The 26,345-nt window shown below is 74.1% G+C and carries 22 protein-coding genes and 1 pseudogene; 11 read left to right on the plus strand and 12 right to left on the minus strand.

The genetic code is table 11. The features are described from left to right. Positions 1 to 6: 6 nt before the first annotated feature. The 3 genes from OHA99_RS13835 to OHA99_RS13845 are packed head-to-tail and all read right to left on the minus strand — an operon-like array spanning position 7 to position 3,588. Positions 7 to 945 (minus strand): N-acetylneuraminate synthase family protein, encoded by a 939-nt coding sequence (locus OHA99_RS13835; RefSeq protein WP_007444225.1) that lies wholly within the window; start codon positions 943 to 945, stop codon positions 7 to 9. A gap of 13 nt (positions 946 to 958) precedes the next feature. Then, positions 959 to 2,230 (minus strand): cytidylyltransferase domain-containing protein, encoded by a 1,272-nt coding sequence (locus OHA99_RS13840; protein ID WP_405695955.1) that lies wholly within the window; start codon positions 2,228 to 2,230, stop codon positions 959 to 961. A 32-nt stretch (positions 2,231 to 2,262) separates the two neighbouring features. Beyond that, the gene (locus OHA99_RS13845; RefSeq protein ID WP_366472629.1) at positions 2,263 to 3,588 is read right to left on the minus strand and encodes a DUF6716 putative glycosyltransferase; all 1,326 of its coding nucleotides are present in this window, start codon (positions 3,586 to 3,588) and stop codon (positions 2,263 to 2,265) included. A gap of 198 nt (positions 3,589 to 3,786) precedes the next feature. On the opposite strand from OHA99_RS13845, the gene OHA99_RS13850 reads away from it, so the two are divergent. From OHA99_RS13850 to OHA99_RS13875, 6 genes are all read left to right on the plus strand, one after another. Beyond that, positions 3,787 to 4,776: a glycosyltransferase family 2 protein gene (locus OHA99_RS13850; protein WP_153178267.1), complete on the plus strand. Its 990-nt coding sequence runs from the start codon at positions 3,787 to 3,789 to the stop codon at positions 4,774 to 4,776. Continuing rightward, the gene (locus OHA99_RS13855) at positions 4,773 to 6,107 is read left to right on the plus strand and encodes a polysialyltransferase family glycosyltransferase (protein WP_165685008.1); all 1,335 of its coding nucleotides are present in this window, start codon (positions 4,773 to 4,775) and stop codon (positions 6,105 to 6,107) included. Before OHA99_RS13850 ends, OHA99_RS13855 begins: the two co-directional genes overlap by 4 nt. Positions 6,108 to 6,222: 115 nt before the next feature. Next, positions 6,223 to 7,497, plus strand: a complete 1,275-nt coding sequence (locus OHA99_RS13860; protein ID WP_366472631.1) for a hypothetical protein — start codon at positions 6,223 to 6,225, stop codon at positions 7,495 to 7,497. After that, on the plus strand, positions 7,494 to 9,794 hold the full coding sequence (locus OHA99_RS13865) for a polysaccharide pyruvyl transferase family protein (protein ID WP_405695961.1): 2,301 nt from the start codon (positions 7,494 to 7,496) through the stop codon (positions 9,792 to 9,794). Before OHA99_RS13860 ends, OHA99_RS13865 begins: the two co-directional genes overlap by 4 nt. Before the next feature lie 134 nt (positions 9,795 to 9,928). Then, on the plus strand, positions 9,929 to 10,894 hold the full coding sequence (locus tag OHA99_RS13870; RefSeq protein WP_405695964.1) for a glycosyltransferase family 2 protein: 966 nt from the start codon (positions 9,929 to 9,931) through the stop codon (positions 10,892 to 10,894). Positions 10,895 to 10,897: 3 nt separating this feature from the next. Further along, positions 10,898 to 12,253, plus strand: a complete 1,356-nt coding sequence (locus tag OHA99_RS13875; protein WP_405695967.1) for a polysialyltransferase family glycosyltransferase — start codon at positions 10,898 to 10,900, stop codon at positions 12,251 to 12,253. Between the two features lie 61 nt (positions 12,254 to 12,314). Here the strand turns inward: OHA99_RS13875 and OHA99_RS13880 are convergent, their stop codons facing one another. Then, positions 12,315 to 13,418: an acyltransferase gene (locus OHA99_RS13880; protein ID WP_405698945.1), complete on the minus strand. Its 1,104-nt coding sequence runs from the start codon at positions 13,416 to 13,418 to the stop codon at positions 12,315 to 12,317. A 361-nt stretch (positions 13,419 to 13,779) separates the two neighbouring features. Here OHA99_RS13880 and OHA99_RS13885 point away from each other — a divergent pair, with 361 nt between their 5' ends. From OHA99_RS13885 to OHA99_RS13895, 3 genes and pseudogenes are all read left to right on the plus strand, one after another. Continuing rightward, on the plus strand, positions 13,780 to 14,688 hold the full coding sequence (locus OHA99_RS13885) for a class I SAM-dependent methyltransferase (RefSeq protein ID WP_405695970.1): 909 nt from the start codon (positions 13,780 to 13,782) through the stop codon (positions 14,686 to 14,688). 62 nt (positions 14,689 to 14,750) lie between these two features. Beyond that, positions 14,751 to 14,943, plus strand: a pseudogene (locus tag OHA99_RS13890) (acyltransferase); the annotation flags it as partial. A 113-nt stretch (positions 14,944 to 15,056) separates the two neighbouring features. Further along, positions 15,057 to 16,073 carry a class I SAM-dependent methyltransferase gene (locus OHA99_RS13895; RefSeq protein ID WP_153178275.1) on the plus strand — a complete coding sequence of 339 codons (1,017 nt, stop codon included), beginning with the start codon at positions 15,057 to 15,059 and terminating at the stop codon, positions 16,071 to 16,073. On the opposite strand, the gene OHA99_RS13900 is transcribed toward OHA99_RS13895, so the two are convergent. Further along, positions 16,058 to 16,708 (minus strand): TetR/AcrR family transcriptional regulator, encoded by a 651-nt coding sequence (locus tag OHA99_RS13900; RefSeq protein WP_153178276.1) that lies wholly within the window; start codon positions 16,706 to 16,708, stop codon positions 16,058 to 16,060. The genes OHA99_RS13895 and OHA99_RS13900 overlap by 16 nt on opposite strands. A gap of 81 nt (positions 16,709 to 16,789) precedes the next feature. Here OHA99_RS13900 and OHA99_RS13905 point away from each other — a divergent pair, with 81 nt between their 5' ends. Beyond that, complete coding sequence (locus OHA99_RS13905) at positions 16,790 to 18,232, plus strand: FAD-dependent oxidoreductase (protein WP_405698946.1); 1,443 nt, start codon at positions 16,790 to 16,792, stop codon at positions 18,230 to 18,232. A gap of 25 nt (positions 18,233 to 18,257) precedes the next feature. On the opposite strand, the gene OHA99_RS13910 is transcribed toward OHA99_RS13905, so the two are convergent. Next, entirely contained in the window at positions 18,258 to 19,838 is a 1,581-nt protein-coding gene (locus OHA99_RS13910; protein ID WP_164383486.1) for a methylmalonyl-CoA mutase, read from the minus strand. Positions 19,839 to 20,088: 250 nt separating this feature from the next. On the opposite strand from OHA99_RS13910, the gene OHA99_RS13915 reads away from it, so the two are divergent. Next, on the plus strand, positions 20,089 to 21,030 hold the full coding sequence (locus OHA99_RS13915) for a L,D-transpeptidase family protein (protein ID WP_405695973.1): 942 nt from the start codon (positions 20,089 to 20,091) through the stop codon (positions 21,028 to 21,030). Between the two features lie 217 nt (positions 21,031 to 21,247). On the opposite strand, the gene OHA99_RS13920 is transcribed toward OHA99_RS13915, so the two are convergent. From OHA99_RS13920 to OHA99_RS13945, 6 genes are all read right to left on the minus strand, one after another. Next, positions 21,248 to 22,438: a hypothetical protein gene (locus tag OHA99_RS13920; protein WP_405695975.1), complete on the minus strand. Its 1,191-nt coding sequence runs from the start codon at positions 22,436 to 22,438 to the stop codon at positions 21,248 to 21,250. After that, positions 22,438 to 23,100 carry an RNA polymerase sigma factor gene (locus tag OHA99_RS13925; protein WP_087789755.1) on the minus strand — a complete coding sequence of 221 codons (663 nt, stop codon included), beginning with the start codon at positions 23,098 to 23,100 and terminating at the stop codon, positions 22,438 to 22,440. Before OHA99_RS13925 ends, OHA99_RS13920 begins: the two co-directional genes overlap by 1 nt. A 362-nt stretch (positions 23,101 to 23,462) precedes the next feature. Beyond that, positions 23,463 to 24,365, minus strand: a complete 903-nt coding sequence (locus OHA99_RS13930) for a hypothetical protein (RefSeq protein ID WP_405695977.1) — start codon at positions 24,363 to 24,365, stop codon at positions 23,463 to 23,465. Next, positions 24,362 to 24,979 (minus strand): RNA polymerase sigma factor, encoded by a 618-nt coding sequence (locus tag OHA99_RS13935; protein ID WP_405695978.1) that lies wholly within the window; start codon positions 24,977 to 24,979, stop codon positions 24,362 to 24,364. The genes OHA99_RS13930 and OHA99_RS13935 overlap by 4 nt, the downstream gene beginning before the upstream one ends. A gap of 126 nt (positions 24,980 to 25,105) precedes the next feature. Beyond that, the gene (locus OHA99_RS13940; protein WP_179232325.1) at positions 25,106 to 25,516 is read right to left on the minus strand and encodes a hypothetical protein; all 411 of its coding nucleotides are present in this window, start codon (positions 25,514 to 25,516) and stop codon (positions 25,106 to 25,108) included. A 164-nt stretch (positions 25,517 to 25,680) separates the two neighbouring features. Next, entirely contained in the window at positions 25,681 to 26,259 is a 579-nt protein-coding gene (locus tag OHA99_RS13945; RefSeq protein ID WP_405695981.1) for a hypothetical protein, read from the minus strand. Positions 26,260 to 26,345: the final 86 nt, after the last annotated feature.

Genomic DNA, 26,345 nt, shown 5'->3' on the forward strand with positions numbered 1-26,345 from the left:
CGGTGGTCAGACGGTGACGGGCTCGCCCGCGGCGGCGGCGATCTCCGCCTCGGCGACGACGCCGGGGACGCGGCGCAGCTTCTTCATCGGGCCGAGCTCCGAGTCGTAGACCTTCTTGACGCCGTCGCCGAGGGAGGCCTCGATGGTGCGGATGTCGCGCACCAGGCGGGTCAGGCCCTGCGGTTCGACGGAGGCGGCCTGGTCGGAGCCCCACATGGCGCGGTCGAGGGTGATGTGGCGCTCGACGAAGGTGGCGCCGAGGGCGACGGCGGCCAGCGTGGTCTGGAGGCCGGTCTCGTGGCCGGAGTAGCCGATCGGGACGTTCGGGAACTCCTGCTGGAGGGTGTTGATGACGCGGAGGTTCAGCTCCTCGGCCTGCGCCGGGTAGGTGGAGGTGGCGTGGCACATGAGGATGTTGTCGCTGCCGAGGACCTCGACCGCGTGGCGGATCTGCTTCGGGGTGGACATGCCGGTGGAGAGGATGACCGTCTTGCCCGTGGCGCGCAGGGCGCGCAGCAGTTCGTCGTCGGTCAGCGAGGCGGAGGCGACCTTGTGGGCCGGGACGTCGAACTTCTCCAGGAAGGCGACGGCCTCGGTGTCCCACGGGGAGGCGAACCAGTCGATGTTCTTGGTCTTGCAGTACTCGTCGATCTGGCGGTACTCGTCCTCGCCGAACTCCACGCGGTGGCGGTAGTCGATGTACGTCATCCGGCCCCAGGGGGTGTCGCGCTCGATGTCCCACTGGTCGCGCGGGGTGCAGATCTCGGGGGTGCGCTTCTGGAACTTGACGGCGTCGCAGCCGGCCTCGGCGGCGGCGTCGATCAGCTTGAAGGCGTTCTCCAGCTCACCGTTGTGGTTGATGCCGATCTCGCCGGTGACGTAGACGGGGCGGCCGGGGCCGGCCTCGCGGGTGCCGAAGGTGCGAATGCGGGAGTTGGTGCTCATGGCTGGGGGTTCCTTACTTGGACTGGGTGAGGGTGGGGGTTTCGGGGGTGGCGTCGAGGGCGGCCAGGGACGGGCCCAGGAGCCAGGTCGCGATCTCCCGTACGGCGCCTTCGCCGCCGGGGACGGTGGTGACCGCGCGGGCCGCGCCGCGTACGGCGTCGTGGGCGCTCGCGACGGCCACGGGCCAGCCGACGAGGGCGAAGCACGGGAGGTCGTTGACGTCGTTGCCGACGTAGAGCACCCGGTCGGGCGCGATGCCCTGTTCCTCGCACCACTGCTTGAGGGCGAGGTCCTTGCGGTCGATGCCGTGCAGCACGGGCAGCTTGAGCTTGCGCGCGCGGGCGGCGACGACCGGGTTCACCTCCGTGGACAGGATCAGCATCGTCAGGCCGCTGCGGCGCAGGGCGGCGATGCCGAGTCCGTCGCCGCGGTGCACGGAGACGAACTCCCGTCCGTCGGAGTCGATCAGCACCCGGTCGTCGGTCTGGGTGCCGTCGAAGTCGAGGACGACCGCGTCGATGTCCGCCGCGGTCGGCAGGGCGCCGGGCCGTGCCGCGTCGAAGTGCGGTGCGAGGGCGCGGGCGCGGGCCAGCTCGTGCGGGTCGTCGATCTCCAGGACGCGGGCCGGGTCGGTGCGGACCAGTTCGGTGCGGCCGAAGAAGCGGTGCCGGTGCTCGCGGAAGCCGGGGGCGGCCATGGCGTAGGCGGCGCCGGTCTCCAGCAGGTCCTGGGGGCGGTCCTGGCGGCGGGGGCGGTACGCCTTGTCGTGGTTGACGCCGTGGCCGCCGTCGGCGCCGCCGGTCTCGTCGGTGCCGTCCCGCCAGACGAAGCCGTGGAAGGGGGCGACGGTGACGGCCGTGTCCGCGCCGTCCCCGGCGACCGCGCCGGCCACCCCGTCGATGTCCTCGCGGACCAGGAAGGGGCTGGTGCACTGGACGAGCAGGACCACGTCGACGGCGGCGCCGTGCAGGGCCTCGTGGGCGTCCATGGCGTGCAGTACGGCGGCCTCGGAGGTGGCCGTGTCCCCGGCGATGGCGGCGGGCCGCAGCACGACCTCGGCGCCGGCCTCGCGGGCCGCGGCGGCGATGGCGTGGTCGTCGGTGGAGACGACGACGTCGGTCACGAGGCGGGCGGCCCGGCACTCGCGCACCGCGCGGACCACCAGGGGGACGCCGCCGACGGGGGCGAGGTTCTTCGCGGGCACTCCCTTGGAGCCGCCGCGCGCGGGGATCACGGCGAGCACCCGGCGCACCGAAGCGCCCTGGCCTGCTGGACGGTGGGACATGGGGTCTGCTCCTTGCGCAGGGATCGCGGGGGTCACAGCTCCCCCATCCGCCGGATCACCGGGGCGACGCGCTGGACGCCGTGCCGGTAGGCGCCGCGGGCCGCCCGGCGCACGACCTGCCGCACCGGGCCGGGGGCCCTGTCGGCGGCCGGGGCGCCGGGCAACGGGGTGCCGTCCGGGGCGAGGTGGTGGCGGGCGAGGATGCCGGGGAGGTAGCCGGGCGCGGTGACGGGCGTGTAGTAGGGGGCGAGCGGGGGGAGGCCGCCGGGCCGGACCAGCAGGGCGGCGATGCGCTCCCGGGCCTCGTCGAAGGCGGTCTCGTAGCCGCCGTCGGCCGCCACGCCCTGCCGGGCGACCCACTCGGGGTCGGGCGCCGGGCGGTGGCCCGCGTCGAGCTGGTCCCAGGAGGCGAGGCAGCCGGAGCCGACGAAGTGGTGGTTGCCGAGCGCCTCGCGCACCCCGAGGTCGGTCAGGACGACGGTGGGGATGCGGCGGTGCAGGGATTCCAGGGCGGCCGTGGAGCTGATGGTGACCAGCAGGTCGGTGCGGTCGAGGAGCTCGCCCATGTGCCCGTAGACGAGGCGGAAGTTGGGCGGCGGGTCGGCCCGCTGCACCAGCTTCTGGTAGGGCAGTTCCTCGATGTGCGTGGTGTGTTCGCCGGGCTTGGAGCGCAGCTTGAGCAGCACCTCGCGCTCGGGGTGCAGGCGGGCGTGCCGGATCAGCCGGTCCAGCAGGTACGTACGGTCCTTGCGGCTGTCCGGGACGGAGGGCTGGGCGGCGAAGACGACCGTGTAGGGGTCGTGTTCACCGGCGTGGGCGGCTCCGCCCAGGAAGGGCAGCGCGACCTCCGTCACCGCCGAGGCGTCGGCGCCGACCCCCTCGTACACGGCGCGGAAACGGTCCGCGTCCTGGCGGGAGTTGGCGAGGACGAGGTCGGCGCCGTGGCGCAGCAGCAGGCCGTCGGCGAGCTTCTCGTAGACGACGCCGACGTATCCGGTGACGACCACGGGCCGCTCGGCGCGGTCCTGCCAGACGCGGCCGAGGCCGTGCAGCATCGCCTGGACGCCGCCGCCGACCAGGGCGAGCACCAGGACGTCGTAGGCCTCCTCGTCCCGCGCTCCCTCCATGGCGCGCAGGAACTCGACGGCGGTCACCTCGCGGAGGGAGTCCGCGTCGACGCCGACTTCCCGCAGCTGGCGGGCGGTGGGGGTGGCTCGGCCGCGCAGGAGGTAGCCGTCGAGGTGGATCTCCGTGTCCCCGGGGCGGACGCGGGTCGCGGTGAGCGCGCCCCATTTCCACCGGGTGTCGGAGTCCGCGAGGACGGCGACTCTGAGGGCCTTCGTTGCACTTGCTGGCACGTCGTAGACGCTAGGAAGGCATTTCTAGGAACCGCCCAACCGAAATCCAACAAAGGGTGAACAGCACATCGCCGAATGGGGTGCCGGGCCGCCCTGAGCCCGGGAAAATGCCCGCTTCACCGCTTCGCCACGCCGCGTTCACCGGGAATCAAGGAACCGGTAAAGCCGAATGCCGGGCCGTCGCATAACGTCGCTCACGTGCCCAAGCTCTCCGTCATCGTGCCGTTCTACAACGTGCGGCAATACGCCCCAGACACTCTGCGGAGTCTGCGCGCCAACGCGCGGGACGACTTCGAGTTCATTCTCGTCGACGACTGCTCCACCGACGGGACCGCGGACCTCCTCGCGCGCGCGGAGCGGGAGCTGCCGGGGGCGGTGCTGGTGATACACGAGAGGAACGGCGGCCTGGCGACCGCCCGCAACACCGGCATCGACCGGGCGCGCGGCGAGTACGTCACCTTCCTGGACGGCGACGACTGGCTGGCGCCCGGCCACTGCGCCGCCCTGGTGGCCGCGATCGAGAGGCTGGACGTCGATTTCGTGCGCACCGACCACGTGCAGTGCACGGGACGCAACCGCACCCTGCACCGGGTCCCGCACGGCCGCCGCAACACGGCCCTGCGCCCCCGCGACGCGATCCTGCCCGCCCACCGCACCACGTCCGTCGACTACGCCTACGCGTGGGCGGGTGTCTATCACCGCCGGCTGGCCGAGCGCGGTCTGCTGCACTTCACCGACGGGCTGCGCACGGCCGAGGACCGGCCGTGGATCTGGAAGCTGCACCGGGAGGCGGAGTCCTTCGCGGTGACCGGACTGCTCGGCGTGTTCTACCGGCGCGGGGTGGCGTCCTCGCTCACCCAGATCGGTGACGTGCGCCAACTGGACTTCATCCGCGCGTTCGACGAGGTGCTCGCGGGGGCGGCCGGGGACCCGGACGCCGCGCGGCTGGTGCCGAAGGCGGTCCGCACGTACTGCGCGATCATCTCCCACCACCTCGGGTCCGCCGAGCGGTTCGAGCCCGCCGTGGCGCGGACACTGCGGGCGAGGAGCGCGGCGGCGCTGCGGCGGATGCCGCAGGACGTGCTCGACGAGGTGCTCGACACGATGGACGCCGACCGGGCCGTGCGGCTGCGCCGGCTGCGCCGCCACGCGTCCTCGGCCCGGACGGACGAGGGGGCGGCGGCGTGACCACGCAGATCTTCCTGGCGTCGACGCTGTACGGCACGGCCACGCTCGCCGCGGCCCTGGACTCCGGCTGCTTCGACGCGGCCGGCCGGCGGATCCTGCTGGTCGCCAACAACGCGGCGACGCCCGAGACGACGCCGTCCCTGGACGCGATGCCGGGGTTCGAGCGGCTGCGGGACCGGTTCGACGACGTGGTGTCGTGGAACGAGGCGGTCTTCCCGTTCCATCCCGGCGACTGGTCGCCGCGCGCCGGGGACGTGCCGCTGTGGGAGCGGCACCTGCGGCGGTTGTGGGAGCTGGGCGAGGACGACGTGGCCCTGGCCGTGGAGTCGGTCCACGTGCCGCCCGCGCTCGCCGTGGCGCAGATCTTCACCGACGCGCCCCTGACCGTGTACGCGGACGGCCTGATGAGCTACGGCCCCACCCGCACCAAGCTCGCCCCGCTGGTCGGCACGCGTGTCGAGCGGCTGCTCCACCTGGACCTGGTGCCGGGGCTGGCGCCGCTGCTGCTGACGGAGTTCGGCGTCGCACCCGAGGTCGTGCCGTCCGCGGCGTTCACCAAGGTGCTGGACGAGCTGGCGGACACCGGCGACGGGCTGCCGGACGTGGAGCGGCCCGCGGTGCTGCTCGGCCAGTACCTGTCGGCGCTGGGCATCCTCTCGGCCGAGGAGGAGGAGGACCTGCACGTGCGGATGCTGACCGGCGTCGCCGGACTCGGGCACACGCGCGTGCTGTTCAAGACGCACCCCACGGCCCCGGCCCGCTACACCCGGGTCCTGGAGCGGGAGGCCGAGCGGCTCGGGGTCGATCTGACCGTGGTGGAGACGCCGGTCCTGGCCGAGGTGCTGTTCCGGCGGACGCGTCCGGCGCTGGTCGTCGGCTGCTTCTCCACGGCCCTGCTCACCGCGTCCGTCCTGTACGGCCTGCCGGTCGCCCGGGTCGGCACCGAGACGCTCCTGGACCGGCTGACGCCGTACGAGAACAGCAACCGGGTGCCCGCCACCCTCGTGGACGCGCTCCTGCCGGACCTGGCGGACCCGGCCGCCGTCGCCGAGGGGCGGCGGGACGTGGACGCCGGCGCGGTGGCCGCGCTCCTGCGGGCCGTCGGGTTCGCGATGCAGCCGAGGGTGCTGCCCGGGCTGCGGCCGGCGGCGGAGGCGTATCTGAGCGCCCACCTGGACGCCCGCACCCGGCGGTACTTCAAGAAGCGCAGGCTGACCTCCCTGGGCCTGCCGGGCGGCATCCCGGGCCGGCTGGGCTTCCTGCCGCACAACTCCACGGCGCGCAGGGTCGTACGCCGGGCACGGGCCATCCGGCGCTCGATCGGGGGATGACGGCCGGCCCGATGTCCACCTGAGGGCGAGTGTTCACCCGCCGTCCGCCCGGAAGCCACCCGCGGACCGTCGCTCTGGGGCACATTCGGCGTCCGGTCGGAGAACGGTGGAACGCGTGACGAAGCCTCTGGCGGGGTTGTTCAAGGTACGGCAGCGGGAGGCTCCCGGGCCGGCCCCGTACGCCCGGAGCCTGCGCCTGTGCGGCGAGCACCTCGCCGCACAGGAGCCCGGTGCCGCCGGGGCCACCGGCCCGCAGGTCCGTCTGACCCGGGCGATCGGCGCCTTCGCGGCCTCGCTCGACGGCCCGGCGGCGGATCCCTTCGACGCGCTGCTCCAGGCCGGCGAGCGCGCGCTGGAGGTGGGCGGGGAGCACGGTCTGGGCCTCGCGCTGGGGCTCGCCGAGTCGGCGGCCGGGATACGGCAGCGGTCCAAGGGGGCGTGGCGGCTGCGCGGCCTCGCGCTGGACGGACTCGGCCGCGGCGGGGAGGCGACGGAGTGCTACGGGCGCTACGTCGCGCTGCTGCCCGACGGCCGCCCCGCCCCGGAGGTCGCCCGCAGGATGCACACCCTGCGCCGCCGCCGGGAGTGTCTGGAGGCGGCCGTCGCACTCTTCCCCGAGGACGGCTCCGAACTGCGCGAACTACTCGAGGAGCCCACCGCGACCACCGCGGTCCTCGCGCCGCGCTTCGCCGCGTACGTGCGGGCCCGGGTGGCCGGGCACGGCGTCGGCGATCCCGCCGTACGGCGGCTCCTCGCGCTGCACGGCGGCTACCGGCGGCTCGTCGAGCGGGCCGGGACGCCCGACCCGCCGCACGACGGCGTCACCCCGGTCGACGTGAGCGGTCTGCGGGGCCTGGTCTCGGGGCGGAGCGTGTGCGTCGTCTCGAACGCCGCCGACGTCGCCGGCAGCACGCTGGGCGCCGAGATCGACGGCTACGACCTGGTGGTGCGCTGCGACACGTTCCGGATCCGCGCCCGGGGCACCGGCGAGCGCACCGGCCTGCACGCCGTCTCCCTGCGCGGCGACGCCCCGTGGCAGGGGCCCGCCTGGACCGGGCGGGCCGGGATCCGGCTCGTGTTCGGCGACCCGGCGGCCGGCTGGCGCCGCGCCGTGCGGGAGCGGCTCGTGCCCGGCGCGCAGGACCACGTCGCGGACGCCTCGCTGCGCCGCCCCCTCGGCGACCCGGCGCTGCTCGGCGAGGACGGGTGGGGTCCGGCCCCGACCACCGCGTTCACCGTGCTCAGGCTGCTGGACTTCCTGGACGCGAGTCCCCGCCTGGACCTCGTCGGCTTCACGCTGCCCGGCCGGCTGAGGCCGCGGGAGGCGGAGTGGGTCCTGGACCACGCCGCGCACGTAGACCACAGCAAGATGAGGATCGCCCTGCGATGACCCACTCCTCCCTCGCCTCCGCCTCCGCCTCGGACGTCTCTTCCTCCGCCGTCTCTTCCTCCGCCGTCTCTTCCTCCGCCGGGTCCCCCTCCGTCGCGGACGACCGGAGCACCGTCACCGGCAGGCGCCGGATCGCGTTCGCCGCCCACACCGGCCGGGACGGCCTGCCCGGCCTCGCCGCGCTCCTCCGCAGCCTGGCGCTGACCAACCCGCGCGTGTGCGAGGACTTCGTCGTCCTGCATCCCGGGCTGCCGGACTCCTCGTTCGACGGGCTCAGGAGGCTGCACCCGCGCGTCGTCACGCGCCTCGCGGACGACCGCCGCGCCGTCTTCGGGCTGGAGGGCTACGACACCGTCATGGCCCTCGGCCCCGGCATGGTCGTCCTCGGCGACCTCGGTGAGCTGCTGCGGATGCGCCACGGGATCGGTGCCGTGGCGCATCCGCAGCAGGCCGGGGAGGGCCGGGCCGTGCCGCCGGACGGGCTCCTCGTCGTCCAGCGCGCCGACGTGGCGGGCGCCCCGGCGGCCGGGTCGGCCGCTCCCGCCCCCGACGACGGGGGCCTCGTGCTCGGCGACCGCCTGGTCCCGCTCGCCGCGCGGTACGACTTCCCCGCCCGGCGCCTCCACGACGACCTGCCGGTGCCCGCCGACGTGGTCGTGCTGCGCTTCTCCGGGTCGTTCGACGCACCCGGGCACGGTCCGGCCGCCGAGGCGCGGCGCCGGTTCGAGATGGGCGACGAGGAGTTCCGGGCCGCCTACCGGGCCCTGCCCGGCGGCAAGCACCCCGACCTGCTGGCGCACCTCGCCCCGCCGCTGCTGAAGGCCCGCCCCACCCTCGACCTCGCCCGCACGGTGGCCGACGTCCACCGCGGGCAGGGGCGTTACGACGAGGCCGTGGAGGTGCTCGCCCCGGTCGTGGCGGACCGGCTGGACGCGCCGCGCTGCCAGGAGACGCTGGGCCTCTGCCTGATGGCGCTGTCGCGCTACGACGAGGCGGAAGGGCACCTGCTGCTCGCGGCCGCCTCCCCCGACCTCGCGCCCCGCGCCTTCGCCCAGCTGGCCCGGCTGGCCTGGGTGTGCGGACGGGACGCGGACGCGCACGCCTACGCCCGCGAGGGCCTGGAGGCCGACCCCACGGACGCCGGCTGCCACGCCTGGTACGTCCGCACCCGTCCGGACGCCGGGGCCCCGCCCGGGCCGGCCGCGCCCGCGGCCGAGCAGCTCGCGCACGTGGCGCTGTTCGCCGAGGGCAGGGAGAACGCCGGCGACAAGGTCCTGCCGGAGGCCGTGCGCCAGTGCTTCGGCACGGACACCGGCCCGCGCCGCTGGTACGCGCGGCCGGTGCACCGGCTGGTCGACGAGGCGGCGCTGGAGAGGCTGAACGAACGGCGGGGGGTGATCGTGGGCGGCGGCGGGCTCTTCCTCCCGGACACCTCCCCCAACGGCAACAGCCACTGGCAGTGGAACGTGCCGGACGCTCTCCTGGCCCGCCTCACCGCGCCGCTGGCGGTGTTCGCCGTCGGCTACAACGTCTTCGACGGGCAGCGGTACCGGCGGGGGCGGTTCGCCGAGAGCCTGCGGGTCCTGGTCGAGCGGTCGGCCTTCTTCGGCCTGCGCAACCACGGCTCGATCGACCGGGTCCGCGAGCTGCTCCCCGCCTCCCTGCGCGACCGGGTGCGCTACCAGCCCTGCCCGACCACCGTGGCCCGGCACCTCGTACCGGAGCTGTCCGGCCCGGCGGAGCGCTCCGACACGGTGCTGGTCAACTGCGCCTACGACCGCGCGGGGCTGCGCTTCGGGCACGACTACGGCCACTTCCTCGCCCAGATGGCGCTGGCCCTGCGCTCCCTGCGGGACCGGGCGGACGTGCGGTACGCGGCGCACATGCCGGCCGACGAGAGGTTCGTGCACGACCTGCGCCGGGAGCACGGCATCGCCCTGCCCGTGGAGCAGCTCCACGCCATGTCGAACGACGGGATCCGCGGCCTCTTCCGCCGTTCGCGGCTGGTCATCGGGATGCGCGGGCACGCGGGGATGATCCCGTTCGGCTGCGGGACCCCGATCCTCAGTCTCGTCTCCCACCCGAAGCTCGCCTACTTCCTGTCGGACATCGACCGCCCGGAGTGGGGGCTCTCCGTGCACGACCGGGACCTGGGCCCGCGGCTGGCGGAGCGGGCGTCCGGGCTGCTCGACGACCACGCCGCGGCGGTGGCGGACGTGCACGCCGCCCAGGAATTCCTGTGGAAGACCACGCGGTCGAACATCGAGGAACTGCGGAGCACCTTCGGCATGGTCTGAGAATTCACCGGAACACCAAGAATTCACTTTCCCTGCGAACGGAGTTCGTTTTCTCGCGCCTTCACCGACACCGCCGGATCCGGGAGCGTGGATAGCCTGTTCCAATCCCCGACCTTCGATCGTGAGAGGCCCGCGTGCCGAAACTGTCCGTCGTCGTGCCCATGCACAATGTGGAAGCCTTCGCCGAGAGCACTCTGAGAAGTCTCGCCAACAACGCGGACCCCGACTTCGAGTTCCTGCTCGTCGACGACTGCTCCACGGATTCGACGCCTTGGGTGATCGACCGCTGGGCCGAGGGGCGGAGCGACACCCGGGTGATCCGGCACGAGACGAACAAGGGCATAGCGCAGGCGCGCAACAGCGGGATCGACGCGGCCCGGGGCGACTTCGTCACGTTCCTCGACGGCGACGACTGGTACGGGCCCGGATATCTGACCGAACTGGTGTCCGTCGTCGAGGAGTTGGGCTGCGACTTCGCCCGCACCGACCACGTGCAGGCCACCGGCACCGAGCGGGCGATCCGGCGGCCCCCGGCCCCGCTGCGCAACACCGTGATGGACCCGCGCGACGGGATCGCACCGCCCCACATGGAGACGATGGTCGACTATCCCTTCGTCTGGGCCGGCCTCTACCGCCGTCATCTCTTCGACGACGGCGCGATGCGCTTCGCGACCGAACTGCGTACGGCCGAGGACCGGTTGTGGATCTGGCGCCTGCACCTCAAGGCGGCCTCGTACGCGTCCGTCGGTCTGCACGGGGTGTTCTACCGGCGGGGCGTCGCCACCTCGCTCACCCAGATCAAGGACTCCCGCCAGCTGGACTTCATTCCGGCCTACGACATGCTGTTGCAGGACCTGTCCCGGGACCGGGAGGCCGAGCGCTTCCTCCCCAAGGCCGTGCGGACGTACTGCGCGATGATCGCCTTCCACCTCGGCAAGGTGGACGAGTACGAGTCCTCGGCCGCCCAGCGGCTGCGGCGGGAGGCGCGGGACGCGCTGCACCGCATGCCCCAGCACGTGCTGGAGGAGACCCTCCGCACCATCGACAGCACTCGCAGCAGGCTGCTCGGCCGCCTGCGTGACGGGCGGAAGGCTGCCTGACCCATGCCGCACAAGACCCAGATCTTCCAGGTCTCCACCCTGTACGGGGCCGCCACCCTCGCCGCGGCGCTCGACGCCGGGCTGTTCGGCCCGCGCGACGGCGCCCGGCGCGTCCTGCTGGTCTCCAACAACGCGGCGATACCCGAGACCGCGCTGCGCCTGGACGAGATGCACGGGTACGCACGCATATCCGGGCGGTTCGACACCGTCGTCAGCTGGAACGAGGCGATCCGCCCGCACCACCCCAGCGCCTGGGGCCCGCGGGGCAACGACGTGTCCCTGTGGCAGAAGGCGTTCCGGCTCGCCTGGGGCATCGGCGAGCGGGACCTGATCGAGCTGGCCGTCGAGTCGATCCAGGTCAACCCGGCCCGCGCGCTGGCGGCGATCTTCTCCGAGGCCGCCCTGCACGTGTACGCCGACGGTCTGATGAGCTACGGCCCGACGCGCGAGAAGCTGCCGCTGACCCTCGCCCGGCGCATCCAGCGGCTGCTCCACCTCGACCTGATACCGGGCCTGCGGCCGATGCTGCTGTCGGAGTACGACGTCGAGCCCGTGATCGTCCCCGACGGGGCGTTCCGCGCGGTGCTCGACGAGGTCTCCCGGGACGCGGCGGACGATCCCGAACTGGCGCCCGTGCTGCGGGAGAAGCCGACGGCCGTCCTGCTCGGCCAGTACCTGGCGGCCATCAACATCCTGACCGCGCAGGAGGAGGAGGACCTCCACGTCCGCATGCTGACCGGCGCCGCGCGGGCGGGGCACCGCTCCGTGGTCTTCAAGCCCCACCCGACGGCCCCGGCCGGCTACACGGCCGCGCTGAGCAAGGCCGCGGCGGACGCGGGCGTGCGGCTGACGGTGCTGGACGCGCCGCTGCTGGCCGAGACGCTGTACCACCACTGCGCGCCGGAACTCGTCGTCGGCTGCTTCTCCACGGCGATGGTGACCGCGTCGGCCTACTACGACGTGCCGGTCGCCCGGGTGGGGACGGCGCTGGTGACGGAGCGGCTCAAGCCCTACCCGAACAGCAACCGCGTGCCGCTCGTCGTCGTCGACCACCTGGTGCCCGACCTGGAGCGGGCCGCGGCCCCGGCGCTCGTCGGGGCGGCCCCCGAGTCGCTGGCGCCGCTGGTGCGGGCGATCGGGTTCTGCATGCAGCCCAAGACCTACGCCAAGCTGCGCGAGCCGACGGAGACCTGGCTGCGGGCCCACCTGGCGACCGTTCCCGGCCACTACTTCCCCGAGCTGCGGCTGACCGAACTGGGTCTGCCCGGCAGCCGCCCGCAGCTGCGCGCCAGGCTCCAGGTGCGGCGGGCGCGGCGGGTGGTGCGCAGGGCCGTGCGGCGGGGCACCGGAAAGAAGTGACCGTGCCGGACGGCCGGAGCCCCCGCCGGTCGGCGGGGGCTCCGGCCGTCGTGGTGCCCGGTCAGCCGAGCCAGCGGGCCAGCTTCAGCCGGGTCCACAGCAGGGCGGCGGCGAAGGACAGCAGGACGGTGGCCGCGGTGAGCCCCACGAGCCCGCCCACGGCGGCCGGCCGGCCCGCGCCCGCCGAGACCACGCGCGGGGCAAGGGCCTCCAGGAACAGCAGGTGGACCAGGTAGGCGCCGAACGAGGCGCCGGAGAGCCGGCCGAGGAGCGGCCGGAACCGCTCGGGCACCCTGATCCGGTTGAGGGCCATCAGCAGCGTCCCCGCCAGCAGCGCCACCACGACGGAGGCGTACGGACTCGGGAAGTGCACCCGGTGCTCGTAGACGGCGACCGCGGCCCACGCGCACAGCCCGCCGGCCAGCCACAGCAGGCGCCGCCGTCGGCCGGCGACCGAGGACCCCGGCAGCGACAGCAGCACGGCCCCGGCGACGGCGTACGCGATCTGGTAGGCGCCGAACTGCCAGGCGAAGGGCGGTACGCGGACGTCGAGGAGGCGCCCCAGGTCGCCGAGGAGGGTCGGGGCGAGCGCCAGACCGAGCAGCGCGGCGCCCGCGCCCCAGGGCCGCTTGCCGTTCCTGACCAGGACGGCCACCGACAGCAGCAGGATCACCGGGACGTAGGCGTACAGGTACCAGAGGTGGAAGGCGGGCCGCACGGAGCCGAACACGGCGTTCCAGGCGAGGTCGCGGGTGGGGTCGGTGTTGGCGTCCCGGACCCGGTCCCACAGCAGGTAGACGGCGGTCCACACGGCCAGCGGCACGACGATGCGAGTGAGCCGTTTCCGGATCTGCGCACCGTCGCGGGGCGGCGCACCGCTGAGCACGACCCAGCCGGCGATCGCGAAGAACAGCGGTACGGCACACCGGCTCAGCGCGTCCCCCGCGAGCGCGGTCCAGTAGACGGGACCGCCCCCCGAGGGGGTGCGGTCCACGGCCTTCATGAGTTCGCCCGCGGCGTGGCAGACGATGACGCCGACCGAGGCCAGGACCCGGACGAGGTCGATGTCGTACCGGTGCTCGCCCCGGGGGCGCGGGGCCGGTGTCCCCGCGTCGGCGGGGCCGGGGGTGCGCAGGGGCTCGGCGGTCAGGGGCTCGGCGGCGATGGGTGGTCACTCCCGGGGTGGAGGCGCGGGCCGGGCGCTGGGGCCGGGCCCGAGGATCGGGGGTGCCCGCGTCGTGCGCCCCCGCGACCGCGGGTGCGCGCCGGGCACGTCGACGCAGGCTATGAGAACGCCGTGGGCGCCGAAAGCGGCGCGGGATGAACATCGGCCACCTGTGGATGGCCTTCCGGTGAACTCCGGGGTCCTCCACGGTCCGGCCATCCGGTGTTCCGCAGAAGTTCCTTCCCTGGTCCGTTCGAGAGCTCCTCTTCCGGTGAGGCACATCCCTAATCTGGCCCCACCCACCCCACTGGCGTTCCACGTACCCACGTTCACCTCTGTGACGGATCGAGGTCGTTGACCCATGAACAGCCGTACTCTGCTTCGCAGTTCGGCCTCCCGGCGCCTGCTGCGTCCGGTGGCCGATCTCATCGATCAGCGCATCGAGCGACGGATCCGCGCGGCCGCCGCCCGGCGGCCGGTACCGGACACCGACGCGATCGAGAAGCAGCGGCTCACCTTCGAACTGCTCGTCGGCGCGCAGGGGCGCGGGCTGTCGCGGACGGTGGCCCAGGGCTCCCTGGAGCGTCTCCACCGCGAGGTGGCGGCCCTGGCCGGGGACCGCGGCGCGGCGGAGCGCAACGTGGCCACCGCCTACCGCCTCCTGATCGCGCTGGAGTCGCTGGGCGTGGGCCGGGTGGCGGGCGGCACCATGAACATCTGCGGCAAGCTCGGCACCATCCCGCTGCTCGACCCGCCGAACGACGAGATCCTGGAGATAGGCACGCTGTACGGCATGTTCTCCACCGGGCTGATCCGGATGATGGAGCGCGACGGCCGCCACCCGAGCCTGACCATCGTGGACCCGTTCGCCGGCGTCCAGCTCCAGCCCGGCACCACGGTGCGCCCCGACCCGACGGGCACCCCGGTGGCCGAGGACGCCGTGCGCACCAATCTCGCCCTGGCCGGTCCGGCCGGCGTCGCGGCCCGCGTCCAGCAGGGGTTCTCCGAGGACCCCGACACCCGTGCGGCCGTCTCCGACCGCTCCTACGGCGTGATCGTCGTCGACGGCGACCACTCGGCGAAGGGGGTGCGCCAGGACCTCCAGTGGGCCGAGGAGATCGCCGCGCCCGGCGCGGTCGTCGTCCTGGACGACTTCGGGGACCCGAGCTGGCCGGGCATCAAGGAGGCCCTCGACGAGCACCTGAAGGACGACACCCGCTTCACCTACCTGGGCAAGGCGGCCCACTCCGCCTTCCTGCGGGCGGCCTGAGCACCGGGGGACGAGCGGCACCGCCGAAGGAGCGGAGCGAGTGACCGAGGCGGTCGTGCGGGCGGCCGCGTGCCCTGGACGGGCTGCGGCTGTTCGGCCGCGCCGATGGTGGCGGCGTGCCACTACGGCGGACGCGGCGGGGCGGTGGCCGACGCCTGGGGCAGTTCACCGGCCCGCCAGGCCCCGACGCCGCACACCCTGTTTTCCTACGGCTGCCTCGGGGTGCGGATCTTCTTCGTGATCTGCGGGTTGGTGAGCCGACTGCGCAGGGTGCCGACCCGGACACATTGAGCGATTCGTGCGATTTTCTGACCGTCGGATCGCGCGTGCCCCCTCCTTTTCCGGAGCCGAGGGGGCATCCTCCCCTCATGGCCACTGCGCAAGAGACGCACGAGTACCCCGGTGAGCTGAACGACGTCCCCGGCTGGTTCTGGCCGCTCGACCAGGTGCTGTTCTCCTGGTTCCTGGAGCGGCAGGAACGGCTGGACACCCGCGGCGACCTGCTGGAACTGGGCGCCTACCTGGGCAAGAGCGCGATCCTGCTCGGGCACCGGCTGCGGGACGGCGAGACGCTCACCGTCTGCGACCTGTTCGGCGCCGAGCCGCCGGACGCGGCCAACCGGGCGGAGGCGGCGAAGTCGTACTCCTCCCTCACCCGCCAGGCCTTCGAGCGGAACTACCTCTCCTTCCACGACACCCTGCCCACGATCATCCAGGCGCCCAGTTCGGCGGTCGTCGACGAGGTCGCGCCGGGCAGCTGCCGCTTCGTCCACATCGACGCCTCGCACCTGTACGAGCACGTCGAGGGCGACATCGGCGCGGCGAAGGAGCTGCTGGGACCCGACGGCATCGTCGTCCTGGACGACTTCCGCAGCGAGCACACCCCGGGCGTCGCCGTCGCGGCCTGGGAGGCGGTGCTCAACCGCGGACTGCGCCCGGTCTGCCTGAGCAGCCAGAAGCTGTACGGCACCTGGGGCGACCCGGAGCCCGTCCGGGACGAGCTGCTCGCGGCGCTGCGCGGGCGCGACGACATCTCCGTGACCGTGGAGCAGGCCGCCGGGCACCGGCTGGTGCGGACCCGCGCCAAGGGCAAGCGGCTGCGACCGCCCTCGCTGCCGGCCTCGCGGCACCCGGCGCCCGCCCCGGCGGGGAGCGCGGGCCGGCCGGACGCCAAGCCGGTGCCGGGGCAGGCAGGGCAGGCCCGCCCGGCGGCCCGCGCGGTCCGTGCGACGCGCGGGGCGACCCCGCGGGAGCGCACCCGGCGGCTCGCCCTGGACCTGCTGCCGCCGCTCGCCACGCGGGCGGTGCGCCGGTACCGGGCGGCGCGGCGGGCGAAGGCGGGCGGGGCGGGCAAGGCGTCGGGGGCGGCTCAGCCGAGGCCGTAGGTCGCCGCGACGCCCTCGACCACCAGGGCCAGCGACTCCTCGAAGTGCCGGTCGTAGTCCGTGAAGATCTCCGCGCCCGCCGCGGCCGTCAGAGGGTAGTCGGCCAGCAGGCGGGCGCGCTCCGCCACGTCGAAGCCCTCCCGGCGCTCGCCGGGCAGGGGCTCGACGCCCTGCTCCTCGGTGACGAAGCCGAGCGTGAACATGTACGTCGTCGTGGTCGCCCGCACCGCCTGCGCGAGGGTGAATCCGGCGGCGGTGAACAACCGCAGCGTGCCCTCCATGTACTCGGCGTGCACCGCGCCGGTGAAGCGTGAGCCGCTGAAGACCTTGGCCCCGTCGCGGTAGGCGAGCAGGGACGCGCGCAGGCCGCGGTTGGCCTTGAGCAGCCGCTCCCGCCAGGTGTCGGCCGGGTCGAGGGGCGTCCCGGCGACCATCCGCCGGTACATCTCGGTGGCCATCTCGTCGAGCAGGGCCTGCTTGTCCTTGAAGTGCCAGTACAGGGCGGGCGCCTTGACGTCCAGCTCCCTGGCGATGGTGCGCAGGGTCAGGCCGTCCAGACCGACCTCGTTCAGCAGCTTCAGCGCCGTGTCCGCGACCCGTCGGCGGTCGAGGGGGGCGCGTCGTTCCGTACTCACGCTTGACACCTTAACGGCGTTAGGGCCATCCTCGGACACGGACACAGCTTAACGTCGTTAAGGAGAGTTGCCGTGAATGTCATGGATGCGCACGCCTTGGACACGCATGTCCTCGACACGGATGTACTGATCGTCGGCGCGGGCCCCACCGGTCTCGCCCTCGGTGTCGACCTCGCCCGGCGCGGGGTGGACGCGCTGGTCCTGGAGTCCGCCGGGCAGCTGTTCCCCGGCTCGCGGGGCAAGGGCTTCCAGCCCCGCACGATGGAGGTCTTCGACGACCTCGGCGTCGTCGACGCGGTCCACGCCGTGGGCGGCACCTACCCGGTCGGCATGGTCTGGCAGAACGGCGAGCGGGTCGTCCAGCACCAGATGTTCGAGCCGGCCGAGCCGAGCGAGGACTCGCCGTACAACCGGTCGTGGATGGTGCCGCAGTGGCGCACGCAGGAGATCCTGGCGGCGCGGCTCGCGGAGCTGGGCGGGAAGATCGCCTTCCACCACGAGGTCGCCGGTGTCGAGCAGGACGAAGCGGGCGTGACCGCGCGCCTCGCCTCGGGCGGGACGGTGCGCGCCCGCTACCTGGTCGCGGCGGACGGCGGCCGGTCGGCGGTGCGTCGCGCGCTGGGCATCGGCATGACCGGCGAGGACGTCGACCCGAACCCGACGCTGGTGGCGGACGTCCGGATCAGCGGCCTGGACCGCGACAACTGGCACATCTTCCCGCCGCGCGAGGGCGACGACCTCCTCATGGTCTGCCCACTGGCCGGCACCGAGGACTTCCAGGTGATGGCGCGCTTCGAGGAGGGCGCGGCCGTGGACACCTCCCCGGACGGCGTCCGCAAGGTCGTCGCCGAGCGCTCGCACATCGCCGCCGAGGACGTGACCGAGGTCCGCTGGGTCTCCGACTTCCGGCCGCGGGCGGCGCTGGCCGACCGCTTCCGCTCGGGCCGGGTCTTCCTCGCCGGCGACGCGGCGCACGTGCACTCGCCCGCGGGCGGCCAGGGGCTGAACACCAGCGTCCAGGACGCCTACAACCTGGGCTGGAAGCTGGGCGCGGTGCTGACGGGCGGCGCCCCGGCCGGGCTGCTGGACAGCTACGAGGAGGAACGGCGCCCGATCGCCGCGCAGATGCTCGACCTGTCGACCGCCGTCCACCGCGGCGAGGTGCGGCGCGGCGGGGCGACCCGGCAGCTCGGCATCGGGTACCGGGACTCGTCGCTGACGGAGGAGACCCGGGGCACCGTGGGCGAGGACGCGATACGGGCCGGGGACCGCGCGCCCGACGGCACGGTGGACGGGGTCCGGCTCTTCGACGCCTTCCGGGGCCCGCACTGGACCCTGCTGGCGCTGGGCGTCGGCCTGCCCGACGGTGCGGTGGGGCAGGAGGTACCGGTGGTACGCGGGGGCGCGCACGGGGCGTACGGGGCGGGGCTGTTCCTCGTACGGCCGGACGGGTACGTCGGGTGGGCCGGCGACACGCCGGAGGGACTCGACGCCTACCTGGGCCGGTTCGGGCTGGGCGCCTGAGGCCCGAACCGGTTCCTCCGGTTCCTCAGAAGGCGTCCGAGGGCACGTACGTTCCCCAGACCTCCCGCAGCGCGTTGCACACCTCGCCCACCGTGGCGCGGGCGCGCAGGGCGTCCTTCATCGGGTACAGGACGTTGTCCTCGCCCTCGGCGGCCTTCTTCAGGGCCGCGAGGGCCGAGTCCACCGCCGCCTGGTCGCGCTCCGCGCGGAGCCCGGCCAGACGGTCGGCCTGCTGGGCCTCGATGGCGGGGTCGACGCGGAGCGGCTCGTAGGGCTCCTCCTCGTCGAGCTGGTAGCGGTTGACGCCGACCACGACCCGCTCGCCGGAGTCGGTCTCCTGGGCGATGCGGTAGGCGGAGCGCTCGATCTCGCTCTTCTGGAAGCCGTGCTCGATGGCGTTGACCGCGCCGCCGAGGTCCTCGACCTTGCCCATCAGCTCCAGAGCCGCCGCCTCGACGTCGTCGGTCATCCTCTCGACGACGTAGGAGCCGGCGAAGGGGTCGACGGTCGCCGTCACGTCCGTCTCGTAGGCGAGGACCTGCTGGGTGCGCAGGGCGAGGCGGGCCGACTTGTCGGTGGGCAGCGCGATGGCCTCGTCGAAGGAGTTGGTGTGCAGGGACTGCGTGCCGCCGAGGACCGCGCCCAGCCCCTGCACGGCGACGCGGACCAGGTTCACCTCGGGCTGCTGGGCGGTCAGCTGCACACCGGCGGTCTGGGTGTGGAAGCGCAGCATCAGCGACTTGGGGTTCTTGGCGCCGAACTCCTCCTTCATCACCCGCGCCCAGATCCGGCGGGCCGCGCGGAACTTGGCGACCTCCTCCAGGATCGTCGTACGGGCCACGAAGAAGAAGGACAGGCGGGGCGCGAAGTCGTCGACGTCCATGCCGGCCGCGACCGCCGTGCGCACGTACTCGATGCCGTCCGCGAGGGTGAACGCGATCTCCTGCGCGGGCGAGGCACCGGCCTCGGCCATGTGGTAGCCGGAGATCGAGATGGTGTTCCACTTCGGGATCTCGGCCTTGCAGTACTTGAAGATGTCGGCGATCAGCCGCAGCGAGGGCTTGGGCGGGAAGATGTACGTCCCGCGCGCGATGTACTCCTTCAGCACGTCGTTCTGGATCGTGCCGGTGAGCTTGTCGGCGCTCACGCCCTGCTCCTCGGCGACGAGTTGGTAGAGCAGGAGCAGCAGGGAGGCCGGGGCGTTGATCGTCATCGACGTGGAGACCTTGTCCAGCGGGATGCCGCCGAACAGCACGCGCATGTCGTCGATGGAGTCGATGGCGACGCCGACCTTGCCGACCTCGCCGCTGGCGATCGGGGCGTCGGAGTCGTGGCCCATCTGGGTGGGCAGGTCGAAGGCGACCGACAGGCCCATCGTGCCGTTGGCGATCAGCTGCTTGTAGCGGGCGTTGGACTCGGTCGCCGTGCCGAAACCGGCGTACTGGCGCATCGTCCACGGCCGGCCGGTGTACATCGACGGGTACACGCCCCGGGTGAAGGGGTACGTCCCGGGCTCGCCCAGCTTCTCGGCCGCGTCCCAGTCCGCCAGGGCGTCGGGCCCGTAGACCGGTTCGATGGGCAGCCCGGACTCGGACTCGCGCGTCATGGTGTGATGCCTCCCGCTGAGCACATGTTCGTACTGCTCGAACTACCCGTCTTTTACCCGCCGGTACGGACCGGCACCTCGACGGACTGTATCCGCGCGCGTGCACCCGGTGGAGAGGCCCACGCTGGGACCTTCCTCACAACCTCGGTGCGGTCCCGGTCACAACGATGCCGTGCCGTTCGCGGCGCGTCATCCGGGGGAACAACTCAGGGGACGTCGGTGCGGGACCGTGGGACGACGGGGGGCCGTGATGCGGATGGCAGGCGTGGGGAGCACGGGACGGGCGGTCGCCGCCGCCCTGGGGGCCGTGCTGGTGGCGGGCGGCTGCACCGTGCAGACCACCGGGCCGGACGGCAAGGGGCGCGCGCCGGTGCGCATAGACGTCACCACCGGGGCGCCTCAGAAGAACACACCGAAGAACACACCGAAGAGCACACCGAAGAGCACGCCGTCCGGGGACCGACGGTCGTCGGGCACGCCGTCCGGGGACCCGCAGCCGTCGGACGCGCCGTCCCGGGGCCGCGAGTCGTCGCGTGCGCCCGCCGCCGGGGCGAAGGCGGCCAGGGTGCTGTGGAAGCGGGGCGACAGCGGCCGGGACGTCCGTGAACTGCAGGCCCGGCTGCGTCAGGTCGAGTGGCTCGTGGACGGGCCGACCGGGACGTACGACGACCTGACCGAGCGCGCGGTCAGCGGCTTCCAGGGCAAGCGCGGGCTGCCGCGGACCGGCCGGACGGACACCGTCACCTGGCAGCGGCTGCTCGGGATGTCGCACGAGCCGGGCAAGTGGGACCTGTACCTGATGGGCGGCCAGCCCGCCGCCGCGCCCGACCCGCGCTGCACGACCGGCCGGGTGCTGTGCGTCAGCAAGTCGAGCCGCACGCTGCGCTGGATGATCGACGGGCGGACCGTGTCCACGATGTCCGTGCGCTTCGGCTCGCAGCACACGCCGACCCGGGAGGGCGTCTTCCAGGTCTACTGGAAGTCCCGCCACCACGTCTCCACGCTCTACGACTCGGCCATGCCGTACGCCATGTTCTTCAGCGGCGGCCAGGCCGTGCACTACTCCTCCGACTTCGCGGCCCGCGGTTACGCGGGTGCCTCGCACGGCTGCGTCAACGTGCGGGACGAGGCGGCGATCGCGGATCTGTACGCGCAGGTGAGGAACGGCGACAAGGTCGTCGTGTACCGGTGAGGCGGCGGGGCGGAACACCGCCGACGGTGAATGGGGCGCGGGCGGGACCGGGGGAACGTGTCCCGCCCGCGCCGAGGTGCACGAGCCGTAGGTACGGGGGGAACCCCGGCTCGGTGCGAAAGCCGATGACCAGTCGGCTCACTCATTACTGCGTCACGGCGGCCGAAAGTGTCACACCCTCGGCGAGGAAAATCTTCACCGTCCACGAAAGCCCAGGTCAGGTGGCATCTGCGGGGTGCGTGGCGGGCGACGGGCGGACGGGCGTCCGCTGCGGCCGGGGCTCGTGGGCCGACGGGGCGTGCGGACCGTGGGGGCGGTGGTGGCCGTGGGAGGGCGGGGCTATGTCGGCGTCGTCGTCATCACCGTTGCCGCTGCCGCCGTCACCGTCACCGTCGTCGTCCTGGTTTCCGCGGCCGCCCTGGCCGCCGTCGCCCTTCTTTCCGCCGTTGCCGTTGCCGCCTTTGTCGCCCTTGCCGTTCTTGCCGTTCTTGCCGTTCTTGCCACCCTGGTCGTCCTGGTCGCCCCGGCCGTCGCCGTCGCCCTTGCGGAGCTCGCCCTCGTAGGCCGCCCCTCCGGAACCGCCGTGCCCACGATCGTCCCGGCCGCCGGCCCCGGTGCCGCCCGCGGCGAGGAGGTCGCCGCAGAACTTCACGACCCGCGACGCTCCCCCGGCGGCCTCCTTCAGCGCGCGCCGGTGGACGGCGTCGAGCTGCTTGCCGGCGCGCGCCCTGCGGCAGGACGCGGCGAGGTCCGGGTGCCGTCCGTCGGAGCCGTCCGCCGCCCGGTCGCCGGTGTCGCGGTCCCGGCCCCCGCCGCCTTCCCGGCCGGTGTCCCCGCCGGGCGCGCCCGGGGTGGTGCCGGGATCCGTCCCGCCCCGCCCGCCCTCCAGCGGCGAGGGCGGCGCGGACGGGCGGTCGGGGGAGGCGGCGGCCGAGACGGTGGCGGCGGGTTCCGGTTCGGCGCCGTCGAACGGCGTCGGCAGCACTCCGGTTCCGGCCGCCACCGCCACACCGCCCACCATGCCGACGGTCAGCGCGGCGGCCAGCCCGAGGCGCAGGGGGCGGTTCCAGCGCATCCGCCGGGGACCGTCGCCGCGCGGGCCGATGCGGACCGGCCCGACGTCGGCGGGCCCGGGGGCGGAGCCGTGCCCGAGCGCGGCGGATACGGTCGCCGACGCGTCGGCCCGCTCCGCGCGCACCTTGCGGAAGGCGGCCAACGCGGCTGCCTCGCCGGGGAGTTCACCGTCGCCCGGCGCAGGTGGCGCGGAGAGCGCGCCGAGGACCGCGACGAGCCGTCCGGCCCGGTCGCGGGTCGCGGGGCCGGTACTCTCCAGATCCTCCAGTGACTCTCCGCGCAGCAAGAGCTCCGCCGTTTCGCGGTCCAGCCACTCGTCCTGCTCGTCGGCCATCACATGTCCTTCTGCGTCCGCGCACGCGTATGCGTCACACTCGCGGACGTCACCGCACGGTCGCGCGGTTCTCGCTGCGGCGGCAGGGCGTCGAGTCCGCCACCGGATTCCGGATCGCCGCCGAGCAGTTCGGCCAGGCGCTTCAGACCACGGTGCGCCGCCGTGCGGACGGCCCCGGGCCGCTTGCCCAGCGTCTCGGCGGCGCTCTTGGCGTCGAGGCCCATCACCACGCGCAGGACGACCGCCTCGGCCTGGTCCTGGGGCAGCCGGGCGATGAGGGAGAGGGTGCTGCCGGTGGCCAGGGCCTCCATGGCCTCGCCCGCGGTGTCGGACTCCGCGGGCTTGCCGGTCAGCTCCGCCTCGTCGCCGCCGATCACCGGCCGGCGGCCGCGCATGCGGATGTGGTCGAGCGCGCGGTTGCGGGCGATGCGGGCGGCCCAGCCGCGGAACCGGTCGGCGTCGCCGTCGAACCGTTCCAAATCGCGGGCGATTTGCAGCCAGGCCTCGGACGCCACGTCCTCGGCGTCGTGATCGCCGACGAGCGTGCGCACGTATCCCAGCAGTCGCGGATGCACGGCGCGGTACACGGTCCGGAACGCGGTCTCGTCCCCGCTCTGTGCCGCACGCACCGCGGTGGTCAGCTCCGCGTCGTCCCCCAGCACCGAGAAGCCTTTCTGCGCCCGGAACGGCGCCGCGCTCGCGGACGTGGTCCTCGCCGTCGTGGATTCCCCATCGGTGGTCGCGGTGGTCTCCCGCGACACCGTCGCGGGAGCGAGCCCCGCGCTGCATCGGCGCGAATGGCACGTTACGTCGTGAAACCGCCACTCGTCCATGTCCACATCGCATTGCCGTACAAGATGCAACTAACCCGTGACGCGGTGAGGTGTGACAGAAAACGCAGTCGCGGCGCTGTAGGGAGTACGGGCCGTCGCGCGGCCCGTGCCGCGCGACGGCCGGGGCCTCTCCTGTGGGGGGTGGCGGCCCCGGCCGTTGCCTTGGCCACGCCGGTCGTCCCTGGTGGGGGCTACGGCCCGACCTGGTCCGGAACCCGCGCCGTGACGCTGCCGCCGATCTCCACGTCGACGCCTCCGTCACCGACGGTCCCGTCGGCTCCGATTCCCGCGCCGGTCCCGCCCGTCCCGGGCGTACCGTTCCCGCCCGCGCCGCCGCTCCCGGTGCCGGCCCCCGGTTCCGGTTCGGTCGGCCGGGTGAGCAGCTCCGCGCAGTAGACCTCGACGCGCTCCGCACCGCCCGCCGCCTCGACCAGCCGCTGCCAGGCCGTGGCCTCCAGCGCCTTGCCGCGGCCCGCCAGTCGCTCGTAGGCGCGGCACCGGACCTCGGCGTCCCGGCCGGTGGCCGGGTGGTCCGGCGGGGTGGCGCCGGGGGACGTGGAGACACCCGGGGACGTGGAGCCGCCCGGGGAGGTGGTCGCGGAGTCCGGCGTACCGGGGTCCCGCGTGGCGGCCGGCGGGGTGGCGACCGGCCGGACCGAGGCGTCGTCGGAGGCGGCGGGCGGCCGCGTGCGCTCCGGGCCGCCGTCGTTGCCGGTGGAGCCGCCCCCGCCCATGGCCGCGTAGGCGACGCCGCCCAGGGTGAGACTCGCGAGCAGGACGGAGAGGGCGGTCTTCAGCGAGCGCCGGGGACCTCGCCCGGTGCGTGGCCGCCAGTCGTCGCGCCGCCGGGTGCGCGCGGCCCTGCCCGGTTCCGCGTCCCGTGCGGCCCGGAAGGCGGCGACGGCGCGGCGCTCACCCTCGGCGTCGGTGTCCCGCCCGCGCAGCGCCGCGGCGAGCAGCGCCTCCGTGCCGGGGGCGTCGCCGGGAGCGGGCCGGGGGCCGGCGTCGCGGCCGTCGCCCTCCCCGTGCCGTGCGCCCATGCCCGTCTCCGCTCCCGCTCGCTCCGCCGGGCCACCGTCCTCGGCGTCCCTCATGTCGACTCCCCCAGCGTGCCGGCACCGTCATCCGTCACACCGTCGGCGCCCAGCTGCCGGGCCAGCCGCTTCAGCCCCCGGTACGTCGCCGTGCGCACCGCGCCCGGCCGTTTCCCGAGCACCCGGGCGGCGGACGGTCCGTCCAGACCGACGACGACCCGCAGCAGGACGGCCTCGGCCTGGTCCCGGGGCAGGCCCGCGACGAGGTTCAGCGCGCTCCACGTGGAGAGTGTCTCCAGGGCCTGGTCGTGCGTGGAGTGCGGCCCGGGCAGGTCCAGGACGTCCTGCTCCAGTGCCGTGGGCCGGGGCCGCACCTTCTGCCGGCGCAGGTGGTCCAGGGCCCGGTGCCGGGCGATCGTCGCCGTCCAGCCCCGGAAACCGGCCCCGTCGCCCTTGAAGCGTCGCAGGTCACGGGCTATCTCCAGCCACGCGTCCGCCGCGACGTCCTCGGCGTCGTCCCCGACCAGCCCGCGCAGGTAGCCCAGCAGGCCCGGCTGCACGAACCGGAAGGCGACCGCGAAGGCGGCCTCGTCACCGTCCTGGGCCCGCGCGACCGCCGCGCCCAGTTCCCCGTCGTACGCCTGTACGCGGCGGGGTTCCCCTCGCTGGCCCAAGAACCGTCCTCGTTCGTACCGAGTCCTCAGCGCGCTCCGGTGAGCCCGCCCCCCAAGGTCATCAGCGTCGGCGCGCACGGAAGTGTCACAGGGACCGCGAGAATCCCCGGTGGCCGCCGCCGGACGTCACGGGCCCGCCGTCGCGTCCCGGCACAGCAGCCGGAGCGACCCGTCCCCGGCGAAGCAGCGACGGGCCTCGTCCACCGGGTCCCACAGGCGGCCGTCCGGGGTACGGACCCAGTGGTCCCCACCGCTCGTCCACCACTCGCCGCCCGCCTGACGCACGATCACCTCGCCCGCGTACGCGCCGAGTCCGCGCAGCGCCGTCTCCACGGCGGCGTACGGCGCCCCCTCGTGCCGGATGCCGTCGATCATCCGGTCGACGCGCCACAGGCTCTGCGCCGAGTAGTCCAGGCGCAGCCGTGCGCCCTCGCGCATCGTGGCCACCGCGTCCGCCGCCCACCGCACCGGTTTCGCGGCGGCCGCCGGGCGGGTCTGCTGCGGGCCCGTCGATCCGCTCGTCAATCCGCTGGTCACAGTCGTCACATGGGCTAAAGCGCCGCGGGACGCGATTGCGTCACACGCCGGAGCCGGTCGTTCCGCAACCGGCGCAGGACCGCCCCACCTCCCCCACGTCCGCCGCACCGCCACCGCGCGTCCCCCGCACGTCGGTCACAGAACGCCGGCGCCGGGCCCGGGAGTCAGGCCCGTCCCCGTGCCCGGCGGGAGACCACCGCGCGCAGCACCCGGCGCCCCTCCGTGGAGACCTCCAGGGCAGGACGCAGCCCGGCCACGCCGCGATCGGCGAGCAGTTCCAGTACGCCGGTCTGGCGGCGCAGTTCGGCGGCGACGAGCGGCGGCAGCCCCTCCGTGCCGCCGTCGCGCGGGACGTCGGCCTCCCGGGCGGCGTCCCCCACGGGGTCGAGGAGCCGGTGGATCCTCAGCGAGTCGACGGAACAGGCGTCGGCCCACGTCCGCAGCGCCGGTCCCGTGCACGCGGCCGGCGCGGCCTCGAGCATGCGGCGGGCCAGGACCACGGCCTCGTCCTCGTCGCCGGCGTCCGGTCCGGCGAGCTTGTCCCGCACCTGCGCCAGGCCCTCGGCCCAGTCGCGCCCGGCCGCGCCGCAGGCGTCGTCGGCGTCGTCGGCGAGGAGCGCCCACAGGGGTCTGAGGGCCTCGTCGTCGCCGTCCAGCAGAGGGACGCAACGGTCCAAACAAGCCAGCCCGCTCGCGGCGAGTCCGCGTGCGTCGGCCCGCGCGATCAGTTCCACCAGGCTCATCGGGTGCCTCCCTGTTCCTGCCGCTTCGCCCCGCTCATCACCACGGAGCCCGCACTGACCCTTACTGCGTGCGACGGGCCGGGAGT

Source organism: Streptomyces coelicoflavus (genome assembly GCF_045041415.1).
In the GTDB taxonomy this organism is placed as follows: domain Bacteria; phylum Actinomycetota; class Actinomycetes; order Streptomycetales; family Streptomycetaceae; genus Streptomyces; species Streptomyces coelicoflavus.

Bases quoted from the DNA above. Each gene is read 5' to 3' on its own strand.
- OHA99_RS13910 (WP_164383486.1), bottom strand. From the start codon at position 19,838: ATGACGCGCGAGTCCGAGTCCGGGCTGCCCATCGAACCGGTCTACGGG.
- OHA99_RS13920 (WP_405695975.1), bottom strand. From the start codon at position 22,438: ATGGCCGACGAGCAGGACGAGTGGCTGGACCGCGAAACGGCGGAGCTC.
- OHA99_RS13915 (WP_405695973.1), top strand. From the start codon at position 20,089: ATGCGGATGGCAGGCGTGGGGAGCACGGGACGGGCGGTCGCCGCCGCC.
- OHA99_RS13865 (WP_405695961.1), top strand. From the start codon at position 7,494: ATGACCCACTCCTCCCTCGCCTCCGCCTCCGCCTCGGACGTCTCTTCC.
- OHA99_RS13945 (WP_405695981.1), bottom strand. From the start codon at position 26,259: ATGAGCCTGGTGGAACTGATCGCGCGGGCCGACGCACGCGGACTCGCC.
- OHA99_RS13885 (WP_405695970.1), top strand. From the start codon at position 13,780: ATGAACAGCCGTACTCTGCTTCGCAGTTCGGCCTCCCGGCGCCTGCTG.
- OHA99_RS13840 (WP_405695955.1), bottom strand. From the start codon at position 2,230: ATGTCCCACCGTCCAGCAGGCCAGGGCGCTTCGGTGCGCCGGGTGCTC.
- OHA99_RS13835 (WP_007444225.1), bottom strand. From the start codon at position 945: ATGAGCACCAACTCCCGCATTCGCACCTTCGGCACCCGCGAGGCCGGC.
- OHA99_RS13875 (WP_405695967.1), top strand. From the start codon at position 10,898: ATGCCGCACAAGACCCAGATCTTCCAGGTCTCCACCCTGTACGGGGCC.
- OHA99_RS13930 (WP_405695977.1), bottom strand. From the start codon at position 24,365: ATGAGGGACGCCGAGGACGGTGGCCCGGCGGAGCGAGCGGGAGCGGAG.
- OHA99_RS13905 (WP_405698946.1), top strand. From the start codon at position 16,790: ATGGATGCGCACGCCTTGGACACGCATGTCCTCGACACGGATGTACTG.
- OHA99_RS13895 (WP_153178275.1), top strand. From the start codon at position 15,057: ATGGCCACTGCGCAAGAGACGCACGAGTACCCCGGTGAGCTGAACGAC.